Source organism: Halococcus agarilyticus (assembly GCF_000334895.1).
GTDB lineage: Archaea > Halobacteriota > Halobacteria > Halobacteriales > Halococcaceae > Halococcus > Halococcus agarilyticus.
On sequence record NZ_BAFM01000018.1, the window covers coordinates 33,261 to 51,859 of the forward strand.

14 protein-coding genes, 1 tRNA gene, 1 other RNA gene and 1 pseudogene are annotated in these 18,599 nt (G+C 61.8%); 9 read left to right on the forward strand and 8 right to left on the reverse strand.

The window, feature by feature from the left end:
* Positions 1 to 67 precede the first annotated feature (67 nt).
* Complete coding sequence (locus TX76_RS13770; RefSeq protein ID WP_049903151.1) at positions 68 to 253, reverse strand: HVO_0416 family zinc finger protein; 186 nt, start codon at positions 251 to 253, stop codon at positions 68 to 70.
* An 83-nt stretch (positions 254 to 336) separates the two neighbouring features.
* A complete protein-coding gene (locus TX76_RS13775; protein ID WP_049903153.1) occupies positions 337 to 1,839 on the reverse strand; it encodes a carboxypeptidase M32 in 1,503 nt (500 codons plus the stop codon).
* A gap of 185 nt (positions 1,840 to 2,024) precedes the next feature.
* Between TX76_RS13775 and TX76_RS13780 the strand changes: the two genes are divergently transcribed.
* The gene (locus tag TX76_RS13780) at positions 2,025 to 2,252 is read left to right on the forward strand and encodes a hypothetical protein (protein ID WP_049903154.1); all 228 of its coding nucleotides are present in this window, start codon (positions 2,025 to 2,027) and stop codon (positions 2,250 to 2,252) included.
* 23 nt (positions 2,253 to 2,275) lie between these two features.
* Here TX76_RS13780 and TX76_RS13785 read toward each other — a convergent pair whose 3' ends face one another.
* The gene (locus TX76_RS13785; RefSeq protein ID WP_049903157.1) at positions 2,276 to 3,352 is read right to left on the reverse strand and encodes a M20 family metallopeptidase; all 1,077 of its coding nucleotides are present in this window, start codon (positions 3,350 to 3,352) and stop codon (positions 2,276 to 2,278) included.
* A gap of 320 nt (positions 3,353 to 3,672) precedes the next feature.
* Here TX76_RS13785 and TX76_RS13790 point away from each other — a divergent pair, with 320 nt between their 5' ends.
* Both TX76_RS13790 and ffs read left to right on the forward strand, forming a co-directional pair.
* The gene (locus tag TX76_RS13790; protein WP_049903159.1) at positions 3,673 to 5,571 is read left to right on the forward strand and encodes a PINc/VapC family ATPase; all 1,899 of its coding nucleotides are present in this window, start codon (positions 3,673 to 3,675) and stop codon (positions 5,569 to 5,571) included.
* A gap of 559 nt (positions 5,572 to 6,130) precedes the next feature.
* An RNA gene (gene ffs, locus TX76_RS16920) (signal recognition particle sRNA) lies at positions 6,131 to 6,443 on the forward strand.
* A gap of 537 nt (positions 6,444 to 6,980) precedes the next feature.
* Here ffs and TX76_RS13795 read toward each other — a convergent pair.
* Entirely contained in the window at positions 6,981 to 7,394 is a 414-nt protein-coding gene (locus TX76_RS13795) for a DUF7548 family protein (protein ID WP_049903161.1), read from the reverse strand.
* A 98-nt stretch (positions 7,395 to 7,492) separates the two neighbouring features.
* Here TX76_RS13795 and TX76_RS13800 point away from each other — a divergent pair, with 98 nt between their 5' ends.
* Positions 7,493 to 7,897 (forward strand): DUF5798 family protein, encoded by a 405-nt coding sequence (locus TX76_RS13800; protein WP_049903162.1) that lies wholly within the window; start codon positions 7,493 to 7,495, stop codon positions 7,895 to 7,897.
* A 37-nt stretch (positions 7,898 to 7,934) separates the two neighbouring features.
* Here the strand turns inward: TX76_RS13800 and TX76_RS13805 are convergent, their stop codons facing one another.
* Together TX76_RS13805 and TX76_RS13810 are read right to left on the reverse strand one after the other, a co-directional pair.
* The gene (locus tag TX76_RS13805) at positions 7,935 to 8,342 is read right to left on the reverse strand and encodes a CoA-binding protein (protein ID WP_049903164.1); all 408 of its coding nucleotides are present in this window, start codon (positions 8,340 to 8,342) and stop codon (positions 7,935 to 7,937) included.
* A 64-nt stretch (positions 8,343 to 8,406) separates the two neighbouring features.
* Complete coding sequence (locus TX76_RS13810) at positions 8,407 to 9,246, reverse strand: geranylgeranylglycerol-phosphate geranylgeranyltransferase (RefSeq protein ID WP_049903165.1); 840 nt, start codon at positions 9,244 to 9,246, stop codon at positions 8,407 to 8,409.
* 88 nt (positions 9,247 to 9,334) lie between these two features.
* On the opposite strand from TX76_RS13810, the gene TX76_RS13815 reads away from it, so the two are divergent.
* A tRNA-Arg gene (locus TX76_RS13815) sits at positions 9,335 to 9,409 on the forward strand.
* A 716-nt stretch (positions 9,410 to 10,125) separates the two neighbouring features.
* A pseudogene (locus TX76_RS13820) lies at positions 10,126 to 10,455 on the forward strand (hypothetical protein); the annotation flags it as partial.
* Positions 10,456 to 10,500: 45 nt separating this feature from the next.
* Here TX76_RS13820 and TX76_RS13825 read toward each other — a convergent pair.
* Together TX76_RS13825 and TX76_RS18755 are read right to left on the reverse strand one after the other, a co-directional pair.
* Positions 10,501 to 11,775: a bifunctional metallophosphatase/5'-nucleotidase gene (locus tag TX76_RS13825; protein ID WP_195156067.1), complete on the reverse strand. Its 1,275-nt coding sequence runs from the start codon at positions 11,773 to 11,775 to the stop codon at positions 10,501 to 10,503.
* Between the two features lie 485 nt (positions 11,776 to 12,260).
* The gene (locus tag TX76_RS18755) at positions 12,261 to 12,434 is read right to left on the reverse strand and encodes a DUF7260 family protein (RefSeq protein ID WP_449404498.1); all 174 of its coding nucleotides are present in this window, start codon (positions 12,432 to 12,434) and stop codon (positions 12,261 to 12,263) included.
* A 1,835-nt stretch (positions 12,435 to 14,269) separates the two neighbouring features.
* Here TX76_RS18755 and TX76_RS13835 point away from each other — a divergent pair.
* The 3 genes from TX76_RS13835 (at position 14,270) to TX76_RS13845 (ending at position 18,512) form a co-directional block, all read left to right on the forward strand.
* The gene (locus TX76_RS13835) at positions 14,270 to 15,448 is read left to right on the forward strand and encodes a mandelate racemase/muconate lactonizing enzyme family protein (protein WP_049903171.1); all 1,179 of its coding nucleotides are present in this window, start codon (positions 14,270 to 14,272) and stop codon (positions 15,446 to 15,448) included.
* 375 nt (positions 15,449 to 15,823) lie between these two features.
* Positions 15,824 to 16,936, forward strand: a complete 1,113-nt coding sequence (locus TX76_RS13840) for an ABC transporter ATP-binding protein (RefSeq protein ID WP_049903172.1) — start codon at positions 15,824 to 15,826, stop codon at positions 16,934 to 16,936.
* Positions 16,937 to 17,090: 154 nt separating this feature from the next.
* Positions 17,091 to 18,512 (forward strand): ABC transporter substrate-binding protein, encoded by a 1,422-nt coding sequence (locus TX76_RS13845; RefSeq protein WP_195156068.1) that lies wholly within the window; start codon positions 17,091 to 17,093, stop codon positions 18,510 to 18,512.
* Positions 18,513 to 18,599: the final 87 nt, after the last annotated feature.

An 18,599-nucleotide genomic window follows, 5' to 3' on the forward strand; every position in this document is an offset into this window, starting at 1 on the left:
CCACGCGTTGAGTGACGGGATCACTTACCGGCTTCGCCGCGCGCTGCCCGAAGGTCGTCTCCCAGAATCAGGCCGATCGCGGTGTCCAGCCACACACCGTGCAGGTGGTCGCGTCGGACGCGTGGAGTCCCCCACAGTCCGGACACTGCTTCTTGTTGTAGCTCTCCTCCCATCCCGGCGACCCGGTTTCGTGGCCGCGCTGCGCGAGGAACTCGTCGACCTCGGCGTCGGCGTCGTTGGGTGCGGTCGCCATACGTGCTACGGTATGACGCACCACCCATATAGCTCTGGTGCTTGCCGGCAAACCTCACCTGCAACGGGGGCGAATCGGTCGTCTCACAGGTCGTACAGCGCGCCGTACTTCTCCGTGGCGTGATCGAGGAAGTAGTCGGCGGTGAACGCCTCGCCGGTGGCCTCCTCGATCAGGTCGGGCGTGGTGTAACGCTGGCCGTGACTGTGGACGTTTGCGGTGAGCCAGTCGTGGAGCGCGTCGAACTCGCCGGCCTCGATGTCGCCGTCGAGGTCGTCGATGGCCTCGTCGGCGCTCGCGTACAGTTGGGCCGCGAGTACACTGCCGAGCGAGTAGGTGGGGAAGTACCCGAACGAACCGTGCGACCAGTGGATGTCCTGAAGACAGCCCTCCGCATCGGTGTCGGGACGAATTCCGAGATACTCGTCCATCTTGTCGTTCCAGACGTCGGGCACCTCGCGCACGTCGAGATCGCCCTCGATCAGCGCGCGCTCGATCTCGAACCGGAGCACGATGTGCATGTGGTAGGTCAGCTCGTCCGCCTCGACTCTGATGAGATTGTCGTCGTACACCCGGTTCGCGGCCTCGTAGGCGTCACGCGCGGTGACGTCGTCGAGCCCCGCAAAGCGCTCCGTGACTTTCGGCAGGAACAGCGACCAGAACGGCTGCGACCGCCCCACGTGATTCTCCCAGAGCCGTGACTGGGACTCGTGAACCGAGAGATTGCGACTCTCACCCAGCGGAGTTCCGTACTCCTCGTCGGGCAGCCCGAGGGTGTAGGTCGCGTGGCCGAACTCGTGGACCGTGCTCATCAGCGCGCCGAGCGGGTCCTCCTCGTCGAAGCGCGTCGTCACGCGCGCGTCGAACTGCGTGCCGGTCGAGAAGGGGTGCGGCGCGGTGTCGAGTCGGCCCCTGTCCCAGTCGTAGCCGAGCGTGTCGAGCGCGTCGCGTGCGAGCGCCTCCTGGGCATCGGCGTCGAACGTTCCTTCAAATGGACGAGCGAGTTCGACGTCGCTTTCGCCCACGTCGTCGATCAGCGGAACGAGCTCCTCGCGCAGTCGGTCGAGGATCGTCTCGGCGGTGTCGAGCCCGAGATAGGGTTCGTAATCCTCGAAGAGGACTTCATACGGTGGTCGGCTCGAATCGATGTGGTCGGCGTACTCCCGTTTGAGATCGAGCAGGTCCTCGAGGATCGGCGCGAACGTCTCGAAGTCGTCCTCGGCTTTCGCCTCCTTCCAGACCGGGAGCGCCTCGCTTGTGGTCTGTGAGATCTCCGCGACGAGATCCGTCGGAACGCGCGCCGCGCGATCGTACTGGCGGCGGATCTCCCGGACGACGGCGGCCTCCTTCCCACCGAGATCCGCGCTCTCGGCTTCCTTGAGTGCGGCCTCGGTTTCGTCCTCGACGAGGAGTTCGTGGCTCGTCGCCGACAGCGCCGAGCGCTGGGCCGAGCGCGCCGGCGTGCCGCCGTCGGGCATCATGACTTCCTGATCCCAGCTCAACACGCCCGCCGCGCTCTGGATGTTGCTGATCCGCTCGTAGCGTTCGAGGAGCTCGTCGTAGGCGTCGGCCGTGGCGTCGGATGCCATACCCGTGAACGGAGTCGTCGACCTATCAATTCTTGCCTCCCGGTCCGACCGCTCGCCCACGCTCCACGGTCGGCCAGCGAGCGGGCAAAACCCTCACGACTCCGGCCAGCTCTTCCGACGAATTCGGTCGCGCTCGCGCTTGCAAGCAGCGAATTCAAGCGAATCGCACTCCACAATCGGACGCAATGGCAACGACCGAGCACTCCCAACCCGAGACCGGACAGGACGACCTCCCAGTCGACGCGGAGCCGAAAGTCAGCGACGCCGCGGTGCTCGCGGCCGGCGCGTCCGTGCTGTTCGCGCTGTTCGAGTTCTACGTGCGTGGCAACGAGAACCGCGGCATCTTCGTCGGCCACTGGGCTCCGACGATCCTCGCCTTCGCGAGCTACTTCCGCAAGCGGCGCGACGACTGACAGTCCGATCCGAAGACCTCGGACTACTGCGATTCGGCCATCATGCGATAGAGTTCGTAACATCGATCGAGAACGTCGAGCGATACACTCTCGTCTTTGGTGTGGGCCTCGCCCGGTTCGGCAGGGCCGCAGATCACGCAGGTCACGCCCGTCTCGGCGAGCCAGCCCGCGTCGGTCGCGTGGGGTTTCGTGACGAGTTCGGGCTCGCCCTCTTGGACAGCGGCGGCGGCCGCTCGCACCGCCTCGGCGAACGCCTCGTCGTCACAGGCCATCGGCGGGAGGTCCTGATCGACCGTCCACTCGACATCCACGCTCTCGACCGTCGTCAACGGAGCGCGCTCGCCCGGCACCGTCCGCTCGTCCACGGTGATCGAACACGACTCCGGAATCACGTTCCACGCCGAGCCGCCGTCGATCTCGGTCACGACGACGCTCCCTGTCACCCGCTCGCCGAACACCTCGGTAGCGGGTGCGTCGATCGCGCGAACCGTCTCGACCGCCTCGCACGCGGTGTAGACGGCGTTCTCACCGGCCCCGGGTTCGCTCGCGTGGGCCGCCGTTCCGCGGGCGGTGATCGTGCTCGCCCGTCGACCCTTGTGCGCCACCGCGACATCCGTCGTTTCGGAGGAAGAGTAGCCCGTCGTTCCCTCGCCGACGATCGCGTAGTCGGGCGCGAACCCCTCGTCGATGGCATGGCGTGCGCCCTCGCCACCGATCTCTTCGCCGGCGAAACTCGCGAAAACGAGTTCTACCGATGGATCACTGTCGCGAAAGGTCAACATCGCGGCCGCGACCGCGCCCTTCATGTCCGCCGCACCCCGGCCGTACAGCCGACCGTCGCGCTCCTCGACGACGTACTCGCCCCCTGTCGCCTGGGTGTCGTCGGGCGGCACGACGTCGTGATGACCGACGAGCGCGAGCGATTCGTTCGCGTCGGCGTCCGTGTTTCGACGAGCGATGACGTTCCCGACCTCATCGCGGGTCACGTCGGCGTCGGTCTCCTCCCGGAGCCAGGCCTCGATGAAGTCACCTGCATCGGTCTCGTCCTCGTGACTCGGGATCGCAACGAGGTCGCGAGTGAGATCCGTGACGGCGGCCATGGAGTCACGGTCCGTGAGAAGCGTGATAAGATTGCCGTTGGACGGAGATCCGTTCACCGTCAGGGGCGGTGGCGCGCGGGAGCGCGAAGCGCGCGACTCGCGCGAGGGATGACCGAACGGAGCGAGCGAAAGCGAGCGGAGAGAGGGAATCGGCTGGGGAGGGGGTGGCCCACGGTCTCTCGTGGGAGTCGTGACTGCTGCAGACGAATTGGATCTCCGTCACCGTATGCTGGGGCGGTATCGTCGGATATGCCTGAACCGGCAGTACGCTTTCGAGCGCGCTTGAACACCCTTTTGATCCTGCCGGCCGAACGACACGCATGACTGTCGTACCGGACACGAGCGCGGTCATCGACGGGCGCGTGTCCGAACGAGTGGAGAGCGGTGCGTTCGAGGGGGAGACCGTTGCGGTCCCCGAGGCGGTCGTCACGGAGCTCGAATCCCAGGCCAACGACGGCCGCGAGTCGGGCTGGGACGGCCTCTCCGAGCTCCAGCGACTCGCCGAACTCGCCGACGAAGGGAGTGTCGAGGTCGAGTACGTCGGCCGGCGGCCGGGCGACGGCGAGCGCCACGCCGCCGGGGAGGGCGCGGTCGACGCGCTGATCCGCGATCTCGCTACCGAAAAGGGAGCCACGCTACTCACGAGCGACAAAGTTCAAAGCGAGGTCGCCCGGGCGAAGGGCCTCGACGTCGAGTACGTCGATCCCGAGATCCGCGGGGACGCGCCCGAGAACCTCGCGATCGAGGAGTTCTTCGACGACGAGACGATGAGCGTCCACCTCAAGACCGGCGTCGCACCGATGGCGAAGCGCGGTGCGGTCGGCGAGATGCGCTTCGAGACCATCGGCGACGAGCCGCTCACCGAGGACGACCTCCACGAGTGGGTCGCGGAGATCGAGACCGCCACGCGGGCGTCGAGCGACGGGTTCACCGAGCTCGATAGAAATGGAATGACGATCGTCCAGTTCGGGGAGTACCGGATCGCGCTCGCCCGGCCGCCGTTTTCGGACGGGCTGGAGATCACCGCGGTCCGGCCGATCGTCGAGACCGAGCTCGACGACTACGACTACGCCGACGACCTCCGCGAGCGACTGCTCGACCACCAGCGCGGCGTCCTGATCGCGGGCGCACCGGGCGCGGGGAAGTCGACGCTCGCGGGTGCGGTCGCGGGGTTCCTCGCCGATTCGGCGTTTTCGGTCAAGACGATGGAGAAGCCCCGCGATCTCCAGGTGGGCCCCGAAATCACGCAGTACACCGAACTCGACGGACAGATGGAGAACACCGCGGACTCGCTGTTGATGGTCCGGCCCGACTACACGATCTACGACGAGGTGCGGAAGACCGAGGACTTCTCGGTCTTTGCCGATATGCGGCTCGCTGGCGTCGGGATGATCGGCGTGGTCCACGCCACCCGGGCGATCGACGCGCTCGGGCGGCTGGTGGGCCGGGTCGAACTCGGGATGATCCCCCAGGTCGTCGACACCGTGGTGTACGTCGAGGCGGGCGAGATCGAGACGGTCTACGATGTCCGGACCGAGGTCAAGGTCCCCGAGGGGCTCACCGAGGAGGACCTCGCGCGGCCGGTGATCCAAGTCCGGGACTTCGAGACTCAGCGACCCGAATACGAGATCTACAGCTTCAACCGCCAGGTCGTCACCGTGCCCGTCGGCGACGCCGACGACGAGGACAGCGGCGTGGATCGGATCGCGAAACAGGAGATCGAGCGCGAGATCCGGTCGGTCGCGCACGGTAGCTGCGAGGTCGATCTCAAGAGCGCGAACACCGCAGTCGTCTACGTCGAGGAGGCCGACATCTCGACGGTGATCGGCAAGGGCGGCGGGCGGATCACCGACATCGAGAACCGCCTCGGGATCAGCATCGACGTGCGGACGTTCGACGAGCGCCCCGGTGGTCGGGGTGGGCGGTCGGGAAACGCGAGTAGCGGGGGTGGCGGTGGTGGCGGCAGTCGGACCGGGAGCGGTGGCGGATCGAGCGGCGCGGGCGAGATCGTCACGCCCGAGATCACCTCGCGGCACGTCGTGGTCCCGATGGACGGCTACGCGGGCGAAACCGTCGAGATCCAGGCCGACGGCGAGTACCTCTTCACCGCGACGGTCTCGCGGGGCGGCGAGGTCCAGGTCTCGCGCGGCAGCGCGATCGCGGAGGAGCTGGAGGACGCGATCGACCGCGGTCGCCAGGTCACCGTCGCGCCGTCGTAGACGATCACAGTCGACTGGATTTTCCAGGGCAGTTGCACGGTAAAGCGGCTGCGGTGACGGTGCGGGCCTGGCGTCTCGGCGAGCGCAGCGAGCCGAGGCTCAGGAGAGCGTTGCTCTCCTGGTGGATGAAGGGCGAGACTGCGAGCGACGCGAGCAGTCGAGGGCTTCGGCGGTGCTGTGCGGTGGCGGTTGCGGTCCTTGGTGGATCGAGGGCGATCGACTGAAAGGAGTGAGGGCTCGGGCGGCACTGTGCGGTTGCAGAGCGGGACGAGGAGGGCTAGCCGTTGTACCGCGAGCGAGCGCCGCAGGCGCGAGTGAGCGGGCCGAGGAACCCCCGGAGTTCTCGTGAGTAGCGCGGGACCTTCGGTCCCGCGGACCATGCGAACGGGGGCTCGGAAGAGCTTGCTCTTCCGGTGGGGGTGACGCAGGCTTTTGATCCACATTTTGCGAGGGAGCGAGCGTCGAGCGGGCCGAAGGCCCGCGAGAAGAAAGCGAGCGACCGTAGCAAAAGGTGGAGGCAGGGTCCGAAAAGTCCTTATGGGCGAGTGGACAACGATCAAATCGGACTAGGCCGGGCAGTTAGGCCCTGCTCGTCACCCGCGATACGGTCTTCAGCGGGGGCCGAACCCCGGGTGCGTCCGTGCCGACCGGCACGGGCCCCGCAAGCCAACGTGGAAGCCTCGTCCGTCGGGGGCGGCGGTCCGCGGCACCTCGTCCGCAGGGACGACTCGCCGCGGTTGACCGGCGGCAGTCCGCCAGGCGCGGAAGCGAGCAGCGGACCGCCGGACAGCCGTCGCTCGCCGGGTCGCGGGGTGGAGAAGGCGCGCGGGTCTCCCCGTGCCGGAACGCCGGGCAATCCCGGGAGTCCGACCTTCATCACCACCTTTTGCTACGCTCAGTCGCATCGCTGACGCTTGCTCCTGCTCACGGGTCGCTACGCTCCCCGTTCGCTTGTCCGGCGACGCTTCACTACGTTCGCGCCGCCCGCCGCTCGCAAAACTTGGTTCAAAAGCCTCCTCTTTCCCTCGTCTCGCGGCTTCGCCGCTCGACCATCCGAGACGCTTCGCGCCTCGCACCGGTCAGTCGTCGGCCCGCTCGCTCACTGCGTTCGCTCGCGGTGCGATCACCACATCACCCGCAACCGCTGCCGCACCGCCACCGCACAGCACCGCCGAAGCCCTCGACTGCTCGCGTCGCTCGCAGTCTCGCCCTTCATCCACCAGGAGAGCAACGCTCTCCTGAGCCTCGGCTCGCTGCGTTCTCGTGAACCGAAGGTGAGCGAGAGCTCGGAGTCGTTCGAAAGGCGCGAAGCGCCTTTCGTGATGACGAGAGAGCGAAGCTCTCTCGAACCACGCGCGAAGCGTGCTTCGGCGCTCGCCGAGACGCCAGGCCCGCCCCGCCAAACCAGACTACACCACGCCGAGCGCGCGAGCGTACCACGCCCCGCCGATCGGCACCGCGAGCGAGACGGCCGCGAGCACCCACCGGTGGTACGCGACGAGATCGGCCCGGGAAAGCTGGAAGACGATCGACTCATCGACCGTCACGGCCCAGACGATCGTGAGGCCCGCGATACAGATCCCGAAGACCAGGCCGACGCCGGCGGCGGTCGCTCCATCGGTGCGACCCGCACGCCCCGCGGCGAGGACGATGATCGAAACGGCGGCGAACAGGCCGGCGACGAGCGGCGTCGGCCCGGCCCCGGCGTCGTAGTAGACGCCGACCGCCCCCGTGTCGGCGACGAGATACGGGACGACGAGCGCGACGATCGCGGCGAGACAGCCGGCGATGCCCAGCAGGGGAGCGGACCGCGTACCGTCCATACTCCCGGTCCGAACGGCGGCGTCTTAATCGCCGTGTTCGACGCTCGCTGATCGCCGGCGAGCACAAAAGCCACGTGGCTCCGCTCCAAGGGACCCACATGGGACTCGGAACCACGGCCAAGAAGCTCCAGACGGTGACCGAGATGGCCGAGAAGCTCTATACGAAAGTCGACGAGCTCAGAAAGCAGGTCAACGACGTCAAGACCCACGTCGAGGCCACGAGCCAGCGCGTCGAGCGGATCGAGCGCGACCTCGACGAGCAGCGCGCGATCCTCGACGCGCTCGCCGAGGAGCAGGGGATCGACGTCGACGAGCGGGTCGCCGAGGCGACGATCAAGGAAGCCGAACCCGATCACGAACTCGCCGACGCCGATCCCGCAACCGAGGACGGAGCCGACGCGAGCGACGCTGAGACGGGCGACGTCGAGGTGAACGAAACCGGAACGGACGAAACCGAAACGGACCGGAGCGGGGCGGAGGGCACCGCCGAAGCCAACCAGTAAGTCAGCCCGATCGTCACCACGAAATCAGGCAGTCGCCTCAGCAGAGCCGCCCGTGTTCGACCTTCATACATTTGTCCTCGACGACCTGCCGCCCGGCGTCCTCGGCCCGGTCGGTTGCCGCCCGGTCGCGAATCCCGAGCTGAGTCCAGATGACGGGTGCATCGTCGCGATCGAGCGCCGCATCGACGATCCCGCTCACCTCGTCGCTCGGACGGAACACGTCGACGATGTCGATTGCCTCGTCGACGTCGGCGAGCGAATCGGCGGGCTCTTGGCCGAAGATCTCCTCGGCGTGGGGATTGACAGGGACGACCTCGTAGCCGTGTTCGCGGAGGTAGCGCGGGATCTCGTGGGCGTCCTTGCCCCGCGTGGACGAACACCCGACGACGGCCACCGTCTCTAGGTCCAGAATCTCACGGAGTTCGTCGTCGTCAGTCACTGGCATACCCGTTCGGAGGTGATCCGCGGACAAAAGCACACCGCCGCTTGCGGTGGTGGCTGTGGCCGGCTCAGACCGTGACCGCGAGCCGGCCGACGACGAACGCGGCGGCAGCGAGGAACATCGCGTAGCTCAGGTGCTCCTGGCCGGCGGTCGGGTCGGCGAAGCTCTCGACCGCAGCGTAGGCCATGGCGAGATCGGCGAGCGCGACCACGACGAGATACGGCCAGCCGAAGGTCTCCTGCACATAGGGGAGCGGGCTGGCGACCAGCGCGACCGCGAGCAAGCCGGCGGCGAGCCAGAGCGCGGTGCGCTCGCCGACGGCGATCGGAAGCGTGTTCAACCCCTCGCGGCGGTCGCCCGCGACGTCCTCGACGTCCTTCACGATCTCGCGGGCCACGGTCGAGAGGGCCGCCAGCGCGAACAGCACGACGACCGCGTCCGTGATTCGGCCGACCGCCGCCGCGCCGAACAGGAAGGTGCTCCCGCCGAGATAGCCGACGACGGCGTTGCCGACACCCGGCAGCCCCTTGAACAGCTCCGTGTACGCGACGAGCGCGAGAAGGTTCACGACGGCGATCGCGATCGCAAGTGAGGGTAGCGTGAGCGCGAACACGACCGCCCCGGCGAACAGGACGAGGCTGAACGCGAGCGCCTCGCGGGGCGTGACCGCGCCGCGGGGGATCGCCCGATCGGGCCGGTTGATCCGGTCGATCTCGCGGTCGAAGTAGTCGTTCATCGTGTTGCCGGCGGCCACGGCGAGCACGGTCGCGCCAACCGCCGCGGCCACCGCTCCCTGATTACCAAGTCTGCCGACGACGAACGCGCCGATGAACGTCAACGCACCCGCGGCGATCGCGTTGATCGGGCGCGTGAGTTCGAGCAAGCCACGGGCGCGCTCGCCGGTCATACCTGCGACTCCCGGGGGCTGGCGAATAAAGGGCGCGGAACGCGTCGATCGCGGGGTTTAACTGCGACTCGCCTGTACCGGTTTTCGAGGGCGCTTAGCTCAGTTTGGACAGAGTGTTTGGCTTCGGACCAAATTGTCGCGGGTTCAAATCCTGCAGCGCCCATTCGGTTTTCGAACGGTCCGCATTTGGCCGACGGCGTACGGATGCTTTTAAACGATCCTTCGACCACGCGTTTGATTTCATTCGATTATCGAACGCGATGCCTGCCGTCTTGCGGTTCACAACATCCGAAACGGTATCGGACCATATAATCAATCGGCGGTTGCGGTAGATTTATACCGAATGATCTACTCTCACACGCCTTCCACTAGGGCTGTACTTTCGCTTGCGGGAGTCGAGACGCTACCGAACGATTCCGTCGCCTCGCGATTTGTGCTCGAGACGGTCTTGTTTAGACGTGGGGCAAAAGCAGGTTCCGTTCACTGTAGCTACGAACCAATCACTCAGATAAACTATATATCGAGACTGTCGGAGTTCCGTCGAGACAGGCGAGTGCCACACTCGTACCGAAATCAGGGGCCGGCGAACATATAACGCTCCTGTGCCTCGATTGTAAGCTGCAACCGCTGTATCGCTCAAGTTTGCGTGCTCGATACCAGTCCCTAAATTGATACGAGATGAGTCGCGAGTCCCATCTTCAGTCTCAATAGGATCCTCGAGAAGAGCCCAGATCGCGTATTTAGCGTGGACGTGGCCTCGTTCTGTATCGAGAATCGTTTGATCGGTCTCATCCATATCGAGGCTCCGTATGGCCTCAAGAATGTCTTCTCGTTGTGTCCGGAGCGCATCGTCACCCCGGAACGCTTTCAGCGTGTCGAGGTCACTTGCCCGAGGATGCGGAATCAGGAGCTGAATACGTCGTGGCGACGTACTGCACGCCAGCACGGATCCGGAAACAGGTGCGGACGATGGTCGTCGAGGAGGGTCGTGAGTTCGGCCTACATCTGAACGACGACCTCTATCCGCGCGTGGTCGAGGATATCTGGGCCGAAGACTGGCTGGAACTGATGGACCTCGACGTTTCGTTCACGCCCGCTGAGGTGTATCCACTGGTCGCCAAGCGCTGTATTACCGAACTCCGGAAGATGCAGACGAACGCCGACCTGAACGATACCGATCCCACCGAAATCTGGCAGCATCTCTCGTGATGGTCGCAGATCTCGATGCCTCTGCGTGACTAAGGCGATGGATCGTCACGTGAAGCCCTCTTCGCGGGCGTAAGCGACGAGGGCGTCTGGATGGAGAGGGTTGTCATCATCGGTCAGAACGTCGGTGACGCCGTCGAATGTTCCACTGCCAGCGACGTAAGCCGAGGCGGCCACAGTGTACTGCCCATCGGCTGCGAGCGGGCCGTCTCGTCTCGTGACTTCTTCGACGCCGTCGGTGGTCCAGTCGACGGTCAGGCCGTCGAGGTAAGCCCAGACGGGGTTGTCTGGGTATTCGTCGGGACGGATGGCGGAGTCTACCAGCGCCCGGAGTTGGGAGCCGTCGAGTTCGATGACTGCAATGGGTGCCTCGAAGGGATATAGTCCGCGTACTTCGCCAACGGTGATGTCGCCAGCCAGTGGTGGGCCATCGCGGACGCCACCGGAATCGATGACACCGATGTCGGCGTCGACCGCCCACCGGGTCGCGGCGGCGACGAATCTGGCAACCGTCGAGGTGCCGTCGTAACGGGTCTGCCGGTCCCGGGGAACGGGCGTCTCGACGTGGGTGACGACATCATCGAGGCCGGTACCTTCGCGGAGGTTGCGGACTCGGTCGCCGACCGGCGTGTCAGGAGCCCAGTCGGGAACGTGCCGGGAAGCTACTTCCAAGGTATCGAGATCGACGACGCTGACGAGTTGGCCATTGGCATCCGGACGGACGATGCAGGTGCCGTCCACGTGGTCGACGCGCTCGGAGTGGACGTGGCCGGCGCACACCACGTCGGCCGCGGTCTCCCGAGCAAGGGTTGTTGCCGTCTCGTCGCCGACGTGCGCGAGGAGGACTACGTAGTCGCAATCCCGTTTCAGGTGGTCGGTCACCTGTCGTGCCGCGTCCACGGGGTCGGTGGACCCAACGCCGTCCAGCCAGTCGCCGATAGCATCCGGTGTGGTAACGCCAGTGGTGCTGATACGCCCGTCGTTGCGTTCGATGGCGACTGACTGCGGGATGTCTACGTCGGGGAGCGTGACGTTCGCTGATACCCAGGGCTGGGGTGATTCCTTGATAATGGTCTGGAGAGCGTTGGTGCCGAAGTCGAAGTCGTGGTTGCCGAACGTCTCTGCGGCCGGTCCGACGGCCTCGAAGAACGGGAGTGCCTGACGGCCCTCGTGTTCGTTCGCGAGGGCACCGGGGGCGAGGACATCGCCGGACCCGACGACGACGGCGTCGGCGGGTGTCTGGAGGGCCGCCGCGAGCCTCGCGACACGCTCGGGGCGGTCGAAGGCGTTCTCGACATCGGAGTAGTGGAGGAGCGTTGGCACGCTATCACTTTGTCGTGACGCGGGATCTTGAACATTCGAGTTCAGACGAACACGACCCTCGGAATAGTTCGCCCGATCGAGTTCGTCGCACACTGCTTCACGAATCACGATTCGGAGTTCCTCGTTGGTTGTATCTACCGAGGGACAACCGTCAAGGTCCTCGGCAGTGACACAGGCCATCCCTCAGTCATTGAGACGCGTCACAATACGATAAACCATTGGCGCAGATCTCAATAGTGACTCGCTCTCAGTCCGCTAATCAGAGGCTAGATAGGTGGATTCACCAGGCATAGTCTCCTGTGAAATTTAGATGTCGATAGAAATTCGAGCCCAGTGATGTATGAGCACTCTACTCGCCTGACTTCTGCTGACGGAGGTAGCCGAAATGGATATTACTCGTGATTAGAGAGCCAGGACGAGTAACGACGAACAGGAGGTTTGAAGAGTCACCTCCGAGCGCGACGGACATCAGAGGGAACTCCAAGCTAAGGGTTCGGAGTCCTGGAGTTTCGTGCGTTGAGTGTGCGTTCGACACCCTGTTGGGCGGTACGAAGCGTCTCGACGAGGCTGGCGATGTCGGTCAGGACTGGATAGGTGACTGGGAGCGTCTCGTAAAGATACTGCGTGAACTCGTGATCGATGTGGTGAGTGCCCGGAATGTGCTGTTCTCGAAGGGTAGCTTGACGATCGGCGGCGAGCTGGCCGCATTCCTGTTGGCTCCATAACTTTTAAAACTAGAAGCTCAAAGTTTGACTGCTAATCAGTTCCTGATGGGTACCGTAGTCTGTGAGTACTTTTGTGAAGAAATATGTTTTAGTATTGTGGTATGTGAATTAATTAGTACAGATACAGCTATTTCTAAATTTGAGTGGGCGATAGAGGTTTGATTCGCGAAATCCGTTCAATATACAGAGACTCCACCAATCGATGCGAAACCGATGACTGTGGCTCTCTGACACACAATCATTCGCTTACAGGGTTAATCACTAGACCCAGCACCCGTTGCCTTCCGGTAACTAAATACGGGCAAATAATTTTGATTGGTTTGGTGCCTCCATGAACCCTCACTGCACTACACGCCGTCGAGTAACGCGCGTATAGTTGTTATCGTCTGTTCGGTTCGAATACATCGTTGAGTAACGAGCATCCGTTCTAGGCTAATTCTGACGTGACCGGACGAATTGGGCAGAAGTCTGCTGTTCAGCGGGAGAACGCGACCGTTCGTTGACGGCGATCGCTGGATCAGTGCCTGCTCAGGAGCGCTCACGACGGTGAGCGCTCCGAAGTTCTCGATGAACGCTAGTGCTGTAGCTGTGGAGTCTCACGAATCCGGTCCGATTACACCGGATTACGCGAGGTCAGCGTCGAACTGCTCGTGCTGCACCTCGTCGAGCAACAGGATGCGGTGAGCGTTCGGATCCAACGCATCGTTCAGCAGTGATTCGACCAAGCTCGGCGGTTCATAGCCGAGTCGCTCAGCGACAAGGAGTCCCGTCAGACATCGCCTGGGATGAGGACCTCTGGGAAACCATCGTGCGCCCCGTGAATATCGCCGCGATCGACGCCGAGACCGAACAACTCGATGCCGAGAAACGCAACCTCGACGACGAACTTCTGTTCATGTGATCTTCCTACCTTCGAATGTGAACGGCGATGAACCAACGCTCAAAGAAACCCGCGTTTGTGCTTGACAAACACCTTGGTCGTGACGGGCAACGCTTGCCACATTTTAGTCTGGGTCTGTCTCCATAGTATTCACCGGCAGCGTTGAGATAGGCAGCGGTTCCAGAACCACGTGAAGTAACGGAGACAGTTGTGGGCAGAATCGACGCTGTGGCCGGTGAAGGAGGCGGAGAACGCGTCGATCTTTTTGAGAAACCGCCGCGTCGTGAGGTAGTTTCTCAACGGCGCGACACCCAAATGGACAACCTCACACGTCACGGAATCGAGCACGGCAGACAGTACGAACTGTTCGCCGCGCTGGATCGCTGCAGTTTCGTCCAGCAGGATTGTCGACGGGACCTCGGCGAAGGACTGGCGGCTCGTTGCCGAGAGTCGGTCGCCGAACTTCTGTATTCAGTTCCAAACGGCGATGTGGGAGCGTTTGACACCGTTCCAGCCCATCACCTGTCGAGTCTTGCGGAGGCACTCGTTAACTTTGCGCTGTCTATTCATCTCGGTAATGAGTAATATACTGGCCAGATTTGTGTAAGGAGATATTCATTTAGTCAAAATGTTTGTCTCTGACAAACAACACATACGTATATTTTCATTAGTTCCGGATGGTGTACTTACTTGCTTACAGATGGTTGAATATTTTGGATAGTGAGTGGGATCGAGAAACAGTCAAAAGGGTATCGATACAACGAGCCACGATGGAATCTGAGAGTTGGGACTACTAACTGCTGAGAGCAGATCGTTTGTCATAGACAAACCACATAGAATCGGTACAGAACACCAGATTACTTGAGGGAGTGTATGAAAGGTAGAGTCGATGTCGGATCACGAAATCGTAGATATCGAGCACCACGTTGTTGCGAATCCCTGGAAACCGTGGGTATTCGTACACGTCGAAACCGCATCAGGCTATCAAGGTGTCGGTGAAGCGACGACGCCGCGAAAACCTGAAACAGTTACAACGGCCATCGACGAGGTCGCACACCGATACCTCGGAAACAGTCCGTTCGAAACCGAACGCTTCCGCTTGGAGATGTACCGGACCGAGGGTGGAATGATGCCCCACCGCATCAACATGGCCGCGATGAGTGCGCTGGACATGGCCTGTTGGGATTTGAAAGGAAAGATACTGGACCAACCCGTGTACAATCTGCTGGGCGGGTCGGTACAAGGCGACTCGTTACGAGCGTACGCGAACGGATGGTACACGGACGCCGGGGGGGAACCAGAAGGATTCGCGGAGGCGGCGACGGAGGTAGTCGAAGCCGGCTACGACGCGATGAAGTTCGACCCGTTTGGGGCCGCATGGCTCCGGATGGAGCGTCGAGAAATCGAAGATGCCATGGACATCGTCAAGGCGGTCCGCGAGGCAGTCGGTCCCGATGTCGACTTGCTCATCGAAGCGCACTATCGGTTCGCTCCAGGCACGGCAGTGGACATTGCTCGCCGACTCGAGGACTTCGACATCACATGGCTTGAACAACCAACGCCACCGGATAACGACGCCGCGCTAAAGCGAGTCGTCGAACACTCATCGGTTCCGGTCGCTGTCGATCGGTCACCGGAAAGCCGTGTGAATCAGGATCTCCTGTCTACCGGTGTCGACATCCTGCAACCGGACCTCATCTACGTTGGTGGCATCACCGAGGCGAAGAAGATAGCTGGCATGGCAGAGGCAGAACACCTCAGCTTGGCACCGCACAACGCCAATGGGCCAGTGTCAACAGCCGCGTGTGTGCATCTCGACGCGACTACATCGAATTTCATGATTCAGGAAGTGTTTGCTGACTTTGCGTACCAAGACTGGGCGGACGACCTGACAACGCGTGGCCCGGCCATCGCTGACGGTCGGCTCCAGCTTCCGGACGACCCTGGTCTTGGGATTGAACTTGACATGGATGTTGTTCGAGATAACACGTACGATCCGAGTACTGACGCCGAGGACAAGCTTGACCTCTTCGAGAAGGAGTGGGAGACTCGAAATTTGGGCGAGTGACATATCGGTAGCGGCAGCCCCGCTAAGAGGGGGAACGCGGCACGACTACCCACTACGGGGACTGGTCAGTCGTGGTCCTGGCACGTCCCCGTTAGCGCTATCCTTGCCCAGTCGTCCTCTCACCAGAGCAGATGGATTATACGGACCGATAGCTCTTGAGTCAAGCTACTCGGCCACGGCCTGGGCTTGCCCGATCGAGTAAAATGGTTGCGTATGGATTATATCGGCCGCTCGGCGAAACCGACTCGTCCGGTCGGCCGTAAGAGATGGCGGCGTTTCCGCTGAGTGGAGAGACGGCGCGGGCGAGGAGGCGATATGGGGGATCGCTAACGCAGGAAAAATTTAATATAGGAGTGAGGTCCTGTTCTGCATATCATGGGAGCGTTAGACATAGAGAACGTTGTCAAGGAGTTCAGTACAGGCGATATCCTCGCCGTTGAGGACCTAAACTTGAAGATCAAGGATGGAGAGTTCCTCGTTGTGGTCGGCCCAAGTGGCTGTGGGAAGAGCACGACACTGAACATGATTGCGGGGCTTGAGAAACCGACCAGTGGGAGTATCCGGTTGGAAGGAGCCGACATCACGAATCTGCCACCACAGGAGCGGGACAGTGCAATGGTATTCCAGAACTACGCACTGTACCCGCACATGAACGTCGAGAAGAATATTGGGTTCGGCCTCCGCATGTCAACGGACGTTTCGGGAGAGGAACTCGATAGACGGGTACGGGAGGCGGCCGAACTACTGCAGATTGAGGATCTGCTTGATCAGCGACCAGCCGAACTTTCCGGAGGGCAACAACAGCGCGTCGCGTTGGGTAGGGCGATCGTTCGCAAACCCGAGGTGTTTTTGATGGACGAACCACTCTCGAACCTTGACGCTAAGCTCCGTAGTGACATGCGGACCGAGATACAGCGTCTCCAGAATTCGCTCGGCATCACGACCGTTTATGTGACTCATGACCAAACGGAGGCGATGACGATGGGCGATCGGATCGCAATTATGAACGATGGACGACTTCAGCAGGTTGCAACCCCCGAGGAGGTATATCACAAGCCCACCAATCGGTTCGTTGCTGGCTTCATCGGCGAACCGTCGATGAACTTCTTTGATGTGACTATTTCAGAGGGCAATAGCCTGCAGTTTGAGGGCACCGACGTGTCCTACGACCTGTCGGTCGTGCCGGAGGATGTGCGGGACCACTCTGACGACCTCGTTTTAGGGATCCGGCCGAACCAATTAGAGCTGGACACAGGCGAGAACCCCGATTTCGAGGCCGAGGTACAGGTCGTTGAGCCGATGGGAGAATATAACCTGCTCCACGGCACATTCGGTGGGGAGTCGTACACGGTCAAGGTCGCCGGGGACCGGCGGCCGGCCGAAATGTCGGTCACCGGCTTTTCGATCCCGCAGGATCAGATCTATTTGTTCGATCGCGCATCCGGGGCTGCGATCCACCATCCGTCTGTTAGGGAGGTTCCGGCTTAGCTGTCGGCTATCTCGACGTTGTGGGGGTCTCTCGGGGATGAGTGTCCGCGTTCGCCGGCCACCTCGGTGTGCTCCATCTCTCCCCTGTTATTCTTCTAGAATCGACAAGATGAATACCAACATTTATATGATAGCATACAATTGGTGTTGGTTGATGGCACAAGACAACCCAGTCAGCCGTCGTAGAATCATCAGAGGTCTTGCCGTTGGTGGTGCAGCCAGCATCGCTGGGTGTACAGGCGGCGGAAACGGTTCCGGTGGCGACGGTAGTGGGAACGGCAGTTCCAATCAAGACAACAGTAGTGGGAACGGTAGTTCCAGCCAAGGCAACAGTAGCGGGAACAGCAGTTCCGGCCAAGGAGTCGAGTTCACCGCGTGGTCATTCGGACCGAACTTCCCGGTGATGCAGGAAGCAGCGAAAGCTTGGACGGAAGATGTGCCGCACTCGGTCCAGCCAAATGAGATCGACGGTGGTGTCAAACCCTGGACATCAGCACTACAGGTCCAGTCCGGGCTCCCCGGATACGGCCTGATCCAGTATCCGGCGTACCGCTCGGCCGCCACCAACGGTGGGCTTGAGAACCTAAATGATATTATCTATCCAAATATGGATCAGCTCATTGACTCAGCCATCAGCGCAACCCACGTCGGTGGGAACTTCTTCGCTTTCCCGCATAGTATCAACCCAGTGACGCTGATCTACAACAAGAGCATGTTTGAGGACGCCGGACTCCCAGGGAACCCGCAAGATGTGATGGACCAAATTCAGGTTTACGATGACCTCATCCAAGCTGGCGAACAAATGAAGAGCGAACTTGATGCTAATCTTCTCGTACACGGGGCTAGCAATATCAGACCGCCGAACGCGCTGTTCACCCAGCTCAACGGGGGCTTCTACAATAAAGAGGGGGAGTTCCAGTTTGATCAGGAGCCCAATCTCAAGGCGATGGAGATATGCAAGTCACTACAACCGTATGGTGCGAATTTAGATCTGTTTGGGAACACCATCTGGAAGGAGTTCAAAAACGAGAACATCGCCTCGTTCCTTGTTCCAGGGTGGTACATCAACTTCATCCAAGAGGATCTTGGTGACATGTCCGGACAGTTCCGGATGATCCAGCTCCCAGCGACGACAGAGGGTGGACCACGGGGTGCGACAGCAGGTGGCGCTCCAGAGACGATCCCGATAGCGAAGGATAGCAGTGTCAAGGAGGCGGCCAGACAGTTCGGCGAGTACCGGACGTTCACCAAGGAGTCATACAACCGGAAGCTAAGCAGCTATATTTTCCCGGCCAATACTGTCGATAACGCAGAGGTACTGAATCAAGAAGTGGAGTTCTTCGGTGGCCAGACTATTTTCAGTATGATTCAGAAAACGCTGGAGGTGAGTCCACCGCAGGACTCGGCACCAAGCCAGGAAATCGACCTGATGTATCAAGAGGCCTACCGAAAGATCATGGCAGAGGATGCTCCTATTCAGAAAACGATGACAAACACCAACAAGCAGATGCTTGAGGCTCTCGATGACTCGGAGAAGTCTCGGATGACCGTCGAGGAGGTTCGGAATCAGGCGTAGATAGGGCGCGTTTGGAGTTTGACGCACCCAGTTCGAACCACTAGTCTCACACGACGAGCCACCACCCGCATCTCCCGTGCCAGCTGC